Origin of the sequence: Lactiplantibacillus daowaiensis (genome assembly GCF_005405085.1) — a bacterium.
Taxonomy (GTDB): domain Bacteria; phylum Bacillota; class Bacilli; order Lactobacillales; family Lactobacillaceae; genus Lactiplantibacillus; species Lactiplantibacillus daowaiensis.
On the sequence record NZ_BJDJ01000018.1, the window covers coordinates 44,434 to 58,231 of the forward strand.

General features: G+C 43.5%; 17 protein-coding genes. 5 read left to right on the forward strand and 12 right to left on the reverse strand.

Features of this window, described 5'->3' with window-relative positions; translation table 11 throughout:
• Positions 1 to 285: 285 nt before the first annotated feature.
• The 4 genes from FFM75_RS10790 to FFM75_RS10805 all read right to left on the reverse strand — a co-directional run bounded on the left by FFM75_RS10790 (position 286) and on the right by FFM75_RS10805 (position 5,005).
• Complete coding sequence (locus FFM75_RS10790; RefSeq protein WP_137629188.1) at positions 286 to 2,310, reverse strand: CDP-glycerol glycerophosphotransferase family protein; 2,025 nt, start codon at positions 2,308 to 2,310, stop codon at positions 286 to 288.
• A 23-nt stretch (positions 2,311 to 2,333) separates the two neighbouring features.
• Positions 2,334 to 3,188 (reverse strand): hypothetical protein, encoded by an 855-nt coding sequence (locus FFM75_RS10795; protein ID WP_137629189.1) that lies wholly within the window; start codon positions 3,186 to 3,188, stop codon positions 2,334 to 2,336.
• A gap of 136 nt (positions 3,189 to 3,324) precedes the next feature.
• Complete coding sequence (gene tagD / locus FFM75_RS10800; RefSeq protein WP_137629190.1) at positions 3,325 to 3,726, reverse strand: glycerol-3-phosphate cytidylyltransferase; 402 nt, start codon at positions 3,724 to 3,726, stop codon at positions 3,325 to 3,327.
• Positions 3,727 to 3,817: 91 nt separating this feature from the next.
• Positions 3,818 to 5,005 carry an AI-2E family transporter gene (locus FFM75_RS10805; RefSeq protein ID WP_137629191.1) on the reverse strand — a complete coding sequence of 396 codons (1,188 nt, stop codon included), beginning with the start codon at positions 5,003 to 5,005 and terminating at the stop codon, positions 3,818 to 3,820.
• 207 nt (positions 5,006 to 5,212) lie between these two features.
• On the opposite strand from FFM75_RS10805, the gene FFM75_RS10810 reads away from it, so the two are divergent.
• Positions 5,213 to 6,139, forward strand: a complete 927-nt coding sequence (locus FFM75_RS10810) for an L-lactate dehydrogenase (protein WP_137629192.1) — start codon at positions 5,213 to 5,215, stop codon at positions 6,137 to 6,139.
• 75 nt (positions 6,140 to 6,214) lie between these two features.
• Here the strand turns inward: FFM75_RS10810 and FFM75_RS10815 are convergent, their stop codons facing one another.
• The 4 genes from FFM75_RS10815 to FFM75_RS10830 form a co-directional block, all read right to left on the reverse strand.
• The gene (locus FFM75_RS10815; protein WP_137629193.1) at positions 6,215 to 6,610 is read right to left on the reverse strand and encodes an MAG6450 family protein; all 396 of its coding nucleotides are present in this window, start codon (positions 6,608 to 6,610) and stop codon (positions 6,215 to 6,217) included.
• Positions 6,610 to 6,987 (reverse strand): Panacea domain-containing protein, encoded by a 378-nt coding sequence (locus FFM75_RS10820; RefSeq protein ID WP_137629194.1) that lies wholly within the window; start codon positions 6,985 to 6,987, stop codon positions 6,610 to 6,612. Before FFM75_RS10820 ends, FFM75_RS10815 begins: the two co-directional genes overlap by 1 nt.
• Positions 6,988 to 7,061: 74 nt before the next feature.
• Complete coding sequence (locus FFM75_RS10825) at positions 7,062 to 7,256, reverse strand: type II toxin-antitoxin system Phd/YefM family antitoxin (protein ID WP_137629195.1); 195 nt, start codon at positions 7,254 to 7,256, stop codon at positions 7,062 to 7,064.
• 175 nt (positions 7,257 to 7,431) lie between these two features.
• On the reverse strand, positions 7,432 to 7,803 hold the full coding sequence (locus FFM75_RS10830; protein ID WP_137629196.1) for a helix-turn-helix domain-containing protein: 372 nt from the start codon (positions 7,801 to 7,803) through the stop codon (positions 7,432 to 7,434).
• Between the two features lie 211 nt (positions 7,804 to 8,014).
• On the opposite strand from FFM75_RS10830, the gene FFM75_RS14160 reads away from it, so the two are divergent.
• Positions 8,015 to 8,746, forward strand: a complete 732-nt coding sequence (locus FFM75_RS14160) for a C40 family peptidase (RefSeq protein ID WP_137629197.1) — start codon at positions 8,015 to 8,017, stop codon at positions 8,744 to 8,746.
• Positions 8,747 to 8,907: 161 nt separating this feature from the next.
• Here FFM75_RS14160 and FFM75_RS10840 read toward each other — a convergent pair whose 3' ends face one another.
• From FFM75_RS10840 to recX, 4 genes are all read right to left on the reverse strand, one after another.
• The gene (locus tag FFM75_RS10840) at positions 8,908 to 9,438 is read right to left on the reverse strand and encodes a hypothetical protein (RefSeq protein WP_137629198.1); all 531 of its coding nucleotides are present in this window, start codon (positions 9,436 to 9,438) and stop codon (positions 8,908 to 8,910) included.
• Positions 9,439 to 9,572: 134 nt separating this feature from the next.
• A complete protein-coding gene (locus FFM75_RS10845) occupies positions 9,573 to 11,093 on the reverse strand; it encodes an endonuclease MutS2 (RefSeq protein WP_137629199.1) in 1,521 nt (506 codons plus the stop codon).
• A 261-nt stretch (positions 11,094 to 11,354) separates the two neighbouring features.
• On the reverse strand, positions 11,355 to 11,903 hold the full coding sequence (gene ntdP / locus FFM75_RS10850; RefSeq protein WP_137629200.1) for a nucleoside tri-diphosphate phosphatase: 549 nt from the start codon (positions 11,901 to 11,903) through the stop codon (positions 11,355 to 11,357).
• A 101-nt stretch (positions 11,904 to 12,004) separates the two neighbouring features.
• Entirely contained in the window at positions 12,005 to 12,808 is an 804-nt protein-coding gene (recX, locus tag FFM75_RS10855; RefSeq protein ID WP_137629201.1) for a recombination regulator RecX, read from the reverse strand.
• Positions 12,809 to 12,940: 132 nt separating this feature from the next.
• Here recX and FFM75_RS10860 point away from each other — a divergent pair, with 132 nt between their 5' ends.
• From FFM75_RS10860 to FFM75_RS10870, 3 genes are all read left to right on the forward strand, one after another.
• The gene (locus FFM75_RS10860; protein WP_137629202.1) at positions 12,941 to 13,141 is read left to right on the forward strand and encodes a hypothetical protein; all 201 of its coding nucleotides are present in this window, start codon (positions 12,941 to 12,943) and stop codon (positions 13,139 to 13,141) included.
• Between the two features lie 155 nt (positions 13,142 to 13,296).
• Positions 13,297 to 13,509 (forward strand): DUF1659 domain-containing protein, encoded by a 213-nt coding sequence (locus FFM75_RS10865; protein ID WP_137629203.1) that lies wholly within the window; start codon positions 13,297 to 13,299, stop codon positions 13,507 to 13,509.
• A gap of 18 nt (positions 13,510 to 13,527) precedes the next feature.
• Positions 13,528 to 13,755 carry a DUF2922 domain-containing protein gene (locus tag FFM75_RS10870; RefSeq protein WP_137629204.1) on the forward strand — a complete coding sequence of 76 codons (228 nt, stop codon included), beginning with the start codon at positions 13,528 to 13,530 and terminating at the stop codon, positions 13,753 to 13,755.
• Positions 13,756 to 13,798 lie beyond the last annotated feature (43 nt).

Below are 13,798 nucleotides of genomic sequence, written 5' to 3' on the forward strand. Positions count from 1 at the left end.
GTTCATCTTAGCCGAGCGACTTCCTCGGATTAGATGAAGCCCGAGTTTTGAAACCGGCGTTTTTCCGGGTTCAAAATCGTGGCGGCTACGTTCCAGCCCAAATCGGCTGGCGGGCGGTTTGACGTGGCGTGGCGTTTAGCTGTTTATTCATGTCAGTTAGCGGGCCGAAACGTGTTTACTCGGACTGACAGTTCCGCTTGCTACGCTAAACCAACCATCCGAAAACCCACCGGATAATTGGCTTAGCTAGGCAATGCTCACTATCAACCCGTCCTCGCTCACACTCTAGCCATTGTTCTCAATCTGATGAACCACATAATTAACAACCTTCAATGAAGACAATCCATCATTAATTGCACAGAACCGTTCATAGAACTTCGTGAACTTGGCATCGTCGCGCATATCTGGTGTTTGTAAGTATTCACCGATATATTGTAATAAATCATCCTCATTTTGTGCAATCTTACCCGGCAAGTCCTTCTCGTAATCGAGATAGAAGCCCCGGAGTTCATCCTTATACAAATGATAATCGTAAGGGTAGAACAAGATTGGTCGTTGTAAGTAAGCGTAATCGAAGAACACACTCGAGTAATCGGTAATTAACATATCTGAGACCAAATATAAATCTGAAATGTTTGGATAACTTGAGAAGTCATAGACAAAGTCCGTATATTGCGAAATATCCAAGGCATTTGAAATCAAGTAATGCATCCGCAAGATCAAGACCGTATCCTTACCATACTTATCACGGAAATCCGCTAAACTGAATGGCAATTCAAAGGTATACTTCCCTTTTTCCGCGAATTGGTTGTCTCGGTAAGTTGGCGCATACATGACGACCTTCTTATCCAACGGAATGCCCATCGCTTGTTTCAAGCGCGTAATGTCATCAGCATTTGAGTTGATCAATTCATCATTTCGGGGATAACCGACCTTTAAGATTTGGTTGTTGAACCCAAAGGCTGACCGGAAGATTTGCGTGGAATAGTCATTTGGTGAGACCAAGGCATCCCAACGGTTCGCTTCCTTCACAAAGTTGCGATGGTAAGCTTGCGTGTTAGTCCCCGGCATCGTGACATTCTGAATATCCAATCCCAACTTCTTCAACGGTGTCCCATGCCACGTTTGAATATAAGTGACATACTTGGGCTTCTTGACCCACGCTGGGAAACGCGCATTACTGATCCAATATTGCGACTTCTCTAAGACCCGTACCCACTTAGCAGTCCGGCGTTTAACGTAAGGAATATGATGTTCTTTACAGTAAGGGATTGCTTCTTTATCGACTGACCAAATATAGTTGAACCCTGGATAGAGTTTACTAAACAATTGATAAATTGCTAATGGGCTATCACTCACTTGGCGGCCACCAAAACTTTCAAAAACAATCGTGGTTTGGTCATATGGTCGATGACCAGCCCTGAACAACCGCCGCATATATTGTAAGTTCAACTTCAAGTTCAATTGATGCAACATATCACGGGCACCGGCTGCTTTTGAGCCGACTAAGCCCATCTTTTGACCGAATGTCAAACTAGGAATTTCCGTGATTAAAATCCCGTTGTTATACGTCTTATTGATTTGCACCATCCGCCCGGCAGCATTAGGTTGCAAGACATTTTGTCCTTCTAATGAGCGTGCTAAAATGACTCGTTGACGAACTTGTTGACCGGCATACTGGTATTGAATAAACATCTCATAATGGCCATCTTGTCGAACCTCATTCAACGGAATGATAACTTCAAACAAGCCGCGTAACGTCGTTGGCGTCGCCGTATAGCTCAAGGTATCCCCGGTATCACGATCTTCTAACGTCACCGTTTGATCCGTGACCTTTTGCCCGTTGATCGTTGAATAACCAGTCACTTCGATCCCGGACTCCGTCAAGTTAATACTGTTGACCGCAAATTCATCGGAACCAGCTTGCGCGTGAATATTGAACAAGGCGCGTTGTTGGTCATCAGAATCAAACACAAAGTAACTGCTCAAGCTTAATTGATGCCGGTCTGACACGTATTCACTTTCGACTTGTAACAAGTAACGGTCGTTTTCGACGTTGAATGAGAAATACATTTGCCAAGAGAATTCAGTTAACTCAAATTGGTCAAAAATAAAGTCATTCGGGTCAATATCGACCTTAATGATGTTATTGTGCACGTTGCGATGAATCGGCACATTAATGGAAGCTAATGAATTTTGTTCTAAGAAAATAATGGCTAGATTTTCGACCGCAAAGGGCACGTCGATTAATTCTAGTTCAAGAATTTGATGGGACTTCTTTTGGTGAATCCCCGATAAAATGGCACGCATAATAAAATCTCGGCTCCTTTGGTTTAGTAGTTAAAAATCAGTTGATGGGGCATCGTGGCCGTCATTTCAACATTATGGTCAATATTGATAAATAAGTTAACACTATCTAACGCTAACTTTTGTAAGATATGATAATAGAACGCATAAATATCTTGATACTTATGAAAATCAACATAGTTCATGACTTGATAATAATCTTCTTGTTCCGTCACGACACTCATTTCATTTCTGGCCGCAGTTTGAGCTTTTTCAGTCGTCGGCGCTTTTGGTTGGGCTTCGCGAATATCCGTCAATTGTAAACTAGACGCCTTATTCAAATTGTATAACCGGCGCACTGGCTTGCTGTGACGAATAAACCGATAAACCAATTGACCATTGTTGTTTAACAATGATGATGATTGCAAGGCATTATCTTGATAGTTGGCGATCACTACTGGCCGCGCTTGTTCGTAATAGACGACTTGTTCAACTTGGTCATCTTGATAGAACGTGATATCCGTAATCGTGCCAGTTGGCGTCGTCCGAACTTCTTTTAATAGCGCATCGCCAGCTAAGTAACGTGTCAAATGCATGCCACTTGGTTCATCAAACTCCCGCTTAGTTAATTGACTGTCGTCGACTTGTTTGATCGCCGTTGCGGCTAAATCAATCCCATCATCTTCAGCGAAGATTTCAGCCAAAGTCGTCACTGAAACTTGGTTGGTTTGATCAACTAACTTGTTGACCATCCACTTGGCGGTCGCCACTTCAGCGTAATCTAAATTACCTAAAATAATCCCAACATGCGTGTCCGCAGCTAAGAGTTGCGCTAATTGCGCCCCAAAACTTTCTTTCTTAATATCGGATAAGGCCGTAACCAGAAAAACGGCATTCTTCATTGTGTTGCCTCCATCATTTCCATTCAAAATAAAACCACTTCACACAAAAAGCCGGTTCAAAACCTGCGCTTTGAATCCGGCTTCCTACTGTCCACTAAGTAACGAGCCACCGGCCAGCGACTTGGTGGGGCTTAATTTAGTCTGCTTTGGTTTGCATCCCTAAATCTTTTTTAATCTTAGTTGTTGAGATACCTTCTGTCCGTGGTAAGTAGACAACTTCGCAGTAGTCCTTTAAGAAATCGAACTTACCTTTCCAGTCGTCACCCATGACAAAGACATCGATGTCGTTATCAACCACGTCACTAATTTTTTGGTCCCAATTTTTTTCGGGAATTACTTCGTCAACATATTTAATTGCTTCGAGAATATACTTACGGTCTTCAAATGACGTGTAAGCTTTTTTGCCCTTTTGCGCATTGAATTCATCTGAGGAAACGCACACTGTTAAATGATCGCCCAAGGCTGCGGCCCGTTTTAATAGCCGAATGTGGCCTTTGTGTAGTAAATCAAACGTTCCGTACGTAATTACTTTTCTCAAGATACTAGTCTCCTATTCAAGTAGTTCATAACCCAATACCGTCAATCTTACCATATAATGCAAACGCGTCAATGTAAGAAAAACATAAAATTTATTTTTTTACGTCGTTTTGGCCGTCTGCCCGCGTGGCTTTCGCCGGTTGGGGGTAATATACCGTCGTCTGCGACCGTAAGTCTTCCTCATTGCGCAACTGGGCAATGCTGTATAAGTAGATAACCACCGTGCGGACTACCGCATAAAATGGAATCGCTAAAATCATCCCGACGATTCCGGCAATGTTACCCGCTGCTAACAACAAGATAATGATCGTTAATGGATGAATCTTCAATGTCCGGCCAATAATGTTCGGGTAAATCAAGTTACCATCAACTTGTTGCACGATAATTACCGTAATGGTGACCCACACGACTTGCATCGGTGACACGGTAAAGGCCACGATCAGTGATGGGGCAATCCCAATGTACGGACCCACATACGGAATAATATTGGCAATCCCAGCAATGACCCCGAGCAATAACCCGTATGGTTGTGAAATAACCACATAACCAATTGCGGTAAACGTCCCGACAAACAAACACTCGATCACTTGACCACTAATATAACTTGAAATCGTTGCGTTCATTTGTTCTAACAAGCCGACCATTTCTGGCCGCCGCTTCTTGGGTAAGAACCGACTGATTGCGGGCACAAACTTTTCACTGTCTTTTAGCATGTAGAATAAGATCACGGGAATCGTAATCGCCATGATGGTGACACTCGTAATCGTCGAAATCACTGAAACCACACTCGTCGATAACGATGACAAGAAACTTTGCGCATACTTGCTGATTTGACCATTGAATTGATTGACATAAGAACTGACATCAACTTTTTTCAAGACACTACTATTATTAATCGTCTTTGTGGCCACCTTTTGAATCTCGGTCGCAAAGTTTGGCAAGTTCGTGATCAACTGCGTCACCTGCGTGATCAATCGTGGAATCAGTGATACTGCGCCGTAAGCTAAAATCGCGACTAACAGTAAGAACACGATTGCCACCGCACCCGTCCGCGAAATCCGGAACTTCTTATAGTGGACTTTCATTAGAAACTTAACGAGCGGATTGAGCATATAAAATAGGAAACCCGAAATTACAATTGGCATGAAAACCACACTTAAAAACGTGCCGATTGGTTGAAACAAGAAACCCAATTTCGTGCACACAAAAATCAACGTGGCGACAATCAAAATCTCGAGCGACCAAAATAATAACGATGACTCTTTTAAACGCTTGAGCACGGTCGCTCCCCCTTTTTTATGAAACAATAATGATATCTTATTATAACCTATTTATGGCACAACCGGTACCGTTCGCAAACGGGCAATGCGCGCTTAGTTACGCAAAAAAATTTATCAAGCGTGACAAAAAACAAGATTTCTATTTAAAAACGATGAGAAAAATGGTAATTTAGTTAGGAAGACAAAATTTAAGGGAGTGTGCTGTCTATGTCACGAAAAATTGCGGTTATCGGGATGGGCCATGTTGGTTCCACCGCCGCCCACTATATCGTCGCCAACGGCTTTGCTGACGACTTGGTTTTAATTGATCCAAATGAAGGTAAAGTTAACGCGGATGCGTTAGATTTCAAGGATGCAATGCCTAACTTGCCCTTCCATACTAATATTACGGTCAATGATTACAGTGCCTTAAAAGACGCCGATGTCATCATCTCCGCTTTAGGGAACATCAAGCTGCAAGATAATCCTAACGACGACCGGTTTGCTGAATTGCCATTTACAAGTAAACAAGTCAAAGACGTCGCTAGTCAAATCAAGGCCAGTGGCTTCGACGGCATTATCGTGGCCATCACGAACCCTGTCGATGTGATTACGTCCATCTATCAGGCTGTCACTGGCTTGCCTAAAAAGCACGTCATCGGGACTGGGACCTTACTTGACTCCGCTCGGATGAAACGGGCCGTTGCTGATCGCTTACATATCGATTCCCGTTCAGTAGCTGGTTATAACTTAGGTGAACATGGTAACTCCCAATTCACGGCTTGGTCCACGGTCCGAGTCTTAGGCCAACCCATCAGTAAAATTGCTGACGAACGTGGCCTAGATTTGGATGAAATCGACCATGAAGCCAAGCGTGGTGGCTTTACCGTCTTCCATGGTAAGAAATACACCAGCTATGGTGTCGCCACCGCTGCGGTTCGCTTAGCCAACATCGTGTTAAACGACGCTTTAACGGAACTGCCCGTTTCGAATTACCGCGAAGAATACGGCGTATACCTCTCCTATCCAGCCGTTGTTGGTCGTGATGGGATCGTTGAACAAGTCCAATTAGACTTAACTGAAGATGAATTAAAGAAGCTCCAAGTTTCAGCGGATTATATTAAGACCAAATTTGCTGAAAGCCAAGCAGATTAAAAAATATCGCCTTAGAATCGTGAGTTGATTCTAAGGCGATATTTTTAGTAAAGGCTAAAATCGATAAAGCATTTCTTAATACTTATACTGGTGATGGGCATCGATTCGAACAACAACAAGATAGCCTTGCATATTATAATAACCATGAATTCGAAAATCCCGCGTCCCATCGCTAAAGTGCATGACGGAACAAGGCACACCATTAATTAACTCAATATTTTTGGCACCGCGTGGACCACCCGTTCTTAGAAAAAGGGGTTTGACAGCTGTAACTGATAGTTCGCGTCCAACAGTCTTCGTAATAAACAAGTTAAATTGGCGACTATCTTGCGTTTTCAGATGTTTAAAATCAAAGTTATGATCTAAGGTCGTTTCAATGGCTAGTTTAAATTGCTGCTCACGATTGTGCGGTTGTGTTAGCGCACTCGGTGACAATGCCGTTTTTCGCGGCTGAATCAGTCTTTTTCCCATTAATCACCACTATAAATACTCAGATAATAACGTTGCATATCGGCGTTGCTTATCAATCGATGACTCGGCTCGTCATCTGCCAGACCAGTTCGTGCTTGTAGCCATGGCAATTCAGTGCGTGCCAGTATCTCTAATTCATTACCACTTTGATCTTGATAAGTCTCCCAGACAGCAGCCAATAAATCTGCAACATCTGCATCATCAAACTTAATTGGTTGTATTGCTTGTTGTGGCATCTTTGTCCAACCATATTGCGGGTATTGATGCTGTAGATTAACTTCAACTGGTCCAGCTGGCCAAGCTTCGAATTCGGCATCAATCAGGGGCCGTTGCAATAACACATTTGACCAAGCCTGCGTATAATAAACTAACTTCAAATAATATAAAAAGCTGTCACTTTAATGTCAAAAAAGCCCTCAATCCAACCAAACGTTGAATTAAGAGCTCCGGTTTAACTAAATTCCATATCATGGTTATTTTGTTTGGCTAAAGTCGATACGATTTGGAGCCAGTCTTTCATGCTGATCATGACGGCTGAATCCTGGGTATTCGGGTTTTCCACTTCAATCGTGTCGTGACCCCGATTAACGATGGTTAATAGCTGGTTAATATTCTTTTTTGCGATTGTACTGGTGACTTTTTTCATTCTCGCCATCTCCCAACTTGTTGAATGATTGAAGATATTGTGCCCCATTATCGGCGGCACGTCAAGCATTTTCGCAAGCTTTTGCCTACTCCTGAAAATGACTTGTCTCACATGGGAACATTCTACACTAATCACTGACCCAACGCACTTGATTTGTACCCACTTAAACAAAAAATTAAGGTTGTTTTTCCTTAAACATCGACTTCAACACATTGCGAATGATTTTCAATTGTTCTGGACTCACTGGTTGACCGTCATATTCGAATTGATGCTTCTTATTTTCGACGACCGCTTTTAAATCAACCGCTGGCTTTTGGTCCGTCGCAAGCCCTTCAGCTTTACCGACTAATTTATTGTAGCTCGTCCCCAAAACCTGCGCGACTTCTTTTAGCGTCCCCTTTGACGGGGTATGTTTCTTCCAACTATAAATAGCACTCGCACTAAGACCGGCTAACGTGGCAACTTCAGCTAACGTTAACCCATTTTTTTTGGCAAAAGTTCGAATATTTTTTAACAACTCACCGTTATCTAATTTCATAAACGCCATCGAAAACCCGCCCTTTCTGGTTACTAGTTTCTCTAAAATATACAAAGAATTGATTAAAATTACAAGCTAAAATCAATTACAGGTGACATTTTCGCAGTAAATGCTTAATGCAATAGCAAAACGCTTGCAATCATCTTGTAATATTACTCAATTACAATGAATTACATTGTTTACGATAAACCAAGACATTTGAGAAGGGAACCTTACATATATGAAACGCTTGTTTGCAATGATGGCCATGGTTGTGGCTGGCTTAACTTTCGGGTTGACCGCCGCTAAAACTGCCAACGCCAGCGGCACCAACCGCATCATCAGTACTTCAACTATGACGAAAACCGCGTATGTGCGCAAAAGTTCGGCGGGTGCAACATATAACATGACTGGGAGCACGACGAACTTCACGTTTGTTAAGACCCATTCATTAAAGAGCTATCCTTCGACCACTTGGATGGCAACGAAGAAACGCTATATTTACAAAACCAATGGTAAAAAATACTTGTACTACTACGTTACTAACGCCGGCAATACCGCTTCTGGCTGGATCTGGCATGGTTATTTAAAAACAAAATCAAAATCATTTACGAATATGTATAAAGTTGCGAAATCAAAATTAGGTGCCAGTTACTCATATGGTTCCGTGGGACCATACAGTTTTGACTGTTCTGGTTATACCCGTTACGTCTTCCAAAAGGCCGCTAGCAAAGTGCTCCCACATTCATCACAATCACAATATTCAAGTTATAAAAAAGTATCTCGTGCAAATGCCAAAAAAGGTGATTTGGTCTTCTTTGGCACTAGTACCGGTTCAATCTCCCACGTTGGGATTTATGTCGGTAATGGTAAGATGATCGATGCACAAGATAATGGTGTCGAACAAGAAAAGATTTATGTTTCTTGGTGGAACGCGGTCGGTTATTCACGACCAGTTAACTTTGGGGCTTAATTTAAAACAATTTCGTTAGCACTTTATAGATTATCTCAACCTCAACGGGTTTGTAAGGTGTTAATCGACTTGCATTAAGCTGCGCAGCTAGTTTTTAACTAGTTGCGCTTTTTTGATGCCACGAAAAAAGTCGTATCCCCCTGTGGACACGACTTTTCAGCTTACTCAGCTGCTAGAGCAGTTGCATTTTGTTCAGCTTGTTCAATTAACAATAACTCGACACATTCGCGGACCAGTTGGGCCTGTAAATGCTGGGCTGCGGCAAAATGGTGTAAGGCCACCCAGTGCAGCCCTTGTTCAATTACAGCCAATAGTGAAATAATGACGCCTAACACTAACGCGATTTGCAAACTGATTGGTGCTGCGACCGCTTCAATCAGTTGCAGCCAGCCAGTAATCAAAACTAGGCCGATCAGCACATTTTGAACGGGACTCGGAATATGTAAGTATTTGCGCCCTTTTTCAGCAGCCATCGCCGCAAACCAGGCCAAATCTAAGTGACGCATCAATTTAATGCGCATCCGTTTATCATCAAACCGATAGTAACCCATAAATGAACTCAGTCGGTCTAAGAATTCCGCGTGATTGGCCACGCCGGAATACCGGACCGAGACTTTTGTCACGATCAAGACGATTGCTAACAACACTAAGACGCTGGTGTTAAAAATCAATAATCCCCAAGCTACCGCCATCTGCGGTCACCTCCCCGAATTTAGAAAACGATTACGTTAATTATAGCAAACTTTCGCCACTTTCGAACCGCTAGTTTCAAATCCAACTAAAAACGACCACTTCGTCATTGAAGTGGTCGTTTTACTTAATTCAGTTAATGTTCTAACCGGTTACGGGCAGCTTGTAAAATGGCTGGTTGTAACCCGAGGCGTTCTGCTAACCAAATCGCTTCACTAGCCCCAACTTGATGCAAGAGCAAGCGATACGTTGGCCGTAACGTCTTAGGGTCAAAGGCCATGGTTGCCGTCATGAACGTCGGGCAAGTCACCACATATTGCTTGATGGCACTAAAGTGAGTCGTGGCAATAATCGTCGCGTGCTGTTGGCGCAAGTAGTCGATAATCGCGATACTTAAGGCCGACCCTTCTTCAGGGTCAGTCCCACTCCCGATTTCATCGAGTAAAACTAGCGCGTTAGGTTGAATGGCAGCCGTCATGGCAACCAGCGTCGTCATTTCAGCAGCAAACGTACTGAGTTGTGCCGCTAAACTCTGATTGTCACCAATATCTAGCCAAACTTGACTAAAGACTGGCAGACTCGTCCCAACCGCAGCTGGCACTTCTAAGCCGACTTGAATCATTAACGCAAATAAGGCGATCGTCTTTAAGACCACGGTCTTACCACCAGAATTGGCACCGGTAATCATCAGCCCTTGTTGGGGCGCCAGTTCAATATCCAGTGGAACGGCGTTAGCCCCTAATAACGGGTGCCGCCCAGCCACGATTTTAATGCTTTGATCGTGGTTTAATACCGGCACGTGACTCTTAGTCGTTAAGCCGTATTGGCCCCGGGCCATGATTTGGTCGAGTTGGCTGACCAGTTGTTGATTTTGGGTAATGGCTGACCAATGATTTTGAATATCACCAGTCAATGTCGCTAGTAATTGGTAAACTTCAGCATCGGCCGCTGCTTGCAAGCGTGCGAGTTCAGCCCCACGTTGGGCGGCGACTTTCGGTTCAAAGAAGACCGTCGACCCAGAACCAGATTGGTCGATGACTTGACCAGCAAACTTTTGCTTGTAACTGGCCTTTAGTTGGACACAGACATGGTCATTCCGCGTAATCAATCGCCGACTTTGAACGGCTTGGGCATGTTTTTGCACAAAAGTCGTTAACGCAGCTTGGACTTGGTGACGCTGTTGGGCCATTTGTTGGCGCAACTGTTGTAATTCAGGGGTTGCGTTATCAGCCACTTGACCATGGACGATCACGCGCGTCAACTCTCGCTGTAAGCCACGTAAGTTCGCCACCGGTGCCATCAATTCATTAAGTCCGGGGGCCACGTCAACATGTTGACTTAACGTCATCTTCAACCGTTGACTACTCGTCAAAAAAGCACCCAGAATGCCAAGCTGGCTAGCATTGAGTAAAAGACCCTGGTCTAATTTGGTCTTTAAAGCCGTTAATTGATCTAAATCAAAAAACATCAATAAGACATCATTAGCCAATAATTGATGGGCTTCTTGCGTCAAGGCAAGTTGCGCTTTGACAGTCGTATAATCAGAACTGCCTAAAGTGGCCATCACGGCGGTAGCCGCAACTTGGCTATGGGTATAACTCGCGACCGTGGTTAAAATCTGGTCGAGTTGGATTAACTGTTTAATTTTAGGTTTCAAAAAATTCTCCTTGCAGCGCACAGCAAGAGAATCACAATTGCCTTTGAATTGTCGGTCCTACTGGCGCTAAAACTTCGTAACGGACGTCGCTCGACAATTAGACACACTCATTAAATTCACTCCTTTAAAATACTGTTGTTAACAGTAACATAGCCTGGTTAACGCCGCAACACACTGGTTCGTTGGTAACAAAAAAGACACGCCACAAGGTGGGTGTCTTTTTCTTAACTAAATTACGCCACTGGCTTGCCGCCAGCAGAGCTATTGCCGACGTGATAATTCTTGATAACGACTATACCAAATATCGATGTATTCCTGTGAGAATGGTCCCTTGCGATGCTTGATCCAATCGACTAACACTTTCACGTTAGCTTTTAAGATTTGATCAGTTTCGGCTGGGTATTGCCATTTGGCGCCATGCTCTTCGTACTCATCAACATCCAATAATCGACGTTCACCATCGGGAAAGACTTTGACGTCCAAGTCATAGTCGATGTACTTCAAAGCCTCTTTATCTAACACGTATGGTGATGCTAAATTGCAATAATATGAAACGCCGTTATCGCGAATCATCGCCACGATATTAAACCAATAATGCTTATGAAAATAAACGATTGCCGGTTCGCGGGTCACCCACCGGCGGCCATCATCTTCGGTGACCAGGGTGTGATCGTTGCAACCAATTAAGACATTTTCGCTTGTTTTGAGTACCATTGTATCGCGCCAAGTTCGATGTAAACTTCCGTCGTGCTTATAGCTTTTGATCGTAATGAAGTCGCCTTCCTTAGGTCCTTTAGCTTCACGTGTCATGTTATAGCCCAACTTTCCAACACATCAGGTAAAAATTTCATCGAATTTCATTAAACATTATAACAGATTTTACCCTAGCGCGTGTACCTAATTACCGCAATTCACTCATCGGCGACCTGTTCATCGATAAATTTATTAATATCATCCATTAAAAAGCCCTTTTGATACAAATTTCGTTTGGTTCGCATGGCCCGTTCGCTGAACGCATATTTCCGATTACGTTGCCATAGTTTCGTCCCTTGTTGCACTAAAGCATCCCACTGTTCATCGACATCGGGTTCTAAATCCAAACTGTCCATGGCGGCCGTAATCGTGTCACTATCAAAGCCCTTCGTCATTAACCCTTGGCGAACCTTCTGTAACATCGTCTTAAAAGCTTGCCTTTGATATCGTTTCGCTAATTTTTTAGCCATCGCCGTTGCATTTTCTAAACGGTCATCGGCTTGGAATTGTTCTGCTAACGCATCGTCAATCAATTGCTCACCGACCCCTTTTTGACGTAACGTTTGGCGAATAACCCGGGGGCCCTTTTCAGACGTGTTTTTTGCCGTCCGCACATACGCGGCGGCATATTGCTGATCATCTAGCAAATGCATCTCACGTAATTTCTTCATCGTGGCTTCAATTACCGGTTCTTCAATTTCTTCGGTGACTAACTTATCATGGACTTCTTTTTCAGTCCGTAACTGATGGGATAAATAATCTAACGCGCGGGTGTAAGCGCGAGAAATATCATCAGCGGCCATCATTTGCATCTGTAGTTCTGGATCGATTTCCATGCCTTTAAAGACACGGAACTTAATCATGACGGATTCACTAATTGGAAAAGCATACTTGCCATCCAAATAAATATTATAGCGGCCTGACCGTTTTTGGGCTTGAATCAAGGTGACTTTTGCTGGCATGTCTAATTGCTCCTTTACCTTTATGACTAGTTCTAATTTACCAAAAACACGTTAAAAGTGCACTTTTTTGCCGGTTAAAACGTTAGTATCTCGGTCTGTAATGACCCACTAACTTTGAAAGGAGGTTCAACCATGTCACCAACTTGGCAAACCGGTAGTCTCACGGTACACGTGTTAGCCGCCGATGAACAAGCCGAAAAGCACACCTTTATGCGGCTAGGTCATGCCCCGACCCCAGCGCAACTATTGCAATTTGGGAATGCAATCGGCGAATTAACCGCCGCACCATTTGAAGCGGCCCTGCTCAAAACTATCGTTCAGTACCACTACTAAACCTGCATCACGCCACCTATTCAGCCGTCGACTATTTGTAGTTGACGGTTTTATTTTGACTTTTTTTAAATTTAATTGCACTTTTTCAACCTAGTAACCGTTGTTATCTATGTAAGCTGGCCAGCCTACCAAAAACTTTGAGGAGGAACCACCCCATGAATAAGACTTGGATGAAAGCCACGTTAGTTGTTGATCTGTTAAGCGAGGATGGGCAAAAGCATAAGCAAGCCTTCAACGCCTTAACCCAAGACATTACTGACGCGCAACTCACCACTTTTAACACGGCTTTGGAAACCTTAACTGGTGATAAAGTAAAAACTGCCAATGTTGTGAGTTACTACCAATATCACACCGTTCCCACGGTTTAATCTAGGAGGACTTAATTGATGAAAATGTTAGATATGAGTTTTAAGACTAGCACCCACAAAATCCATCACATGAAGTTGCGTTACGCTAGCGATGGTTTGACCAAAGAAGTTGTGGCCGCAGCGATGGCCGACATGGCTGCCGCTAAGCTATTCGATAAGGATGGCGTCAACTTATTAGCAACTCCCGTAGCTGCTAAATACGTTGAAACAGTCGAAACCCCAATTATCGAAGCCCCCAAAGCCTAACCCTTAACTGAATCTCCCCCACCCCGTTAAAGTCGATTATCGG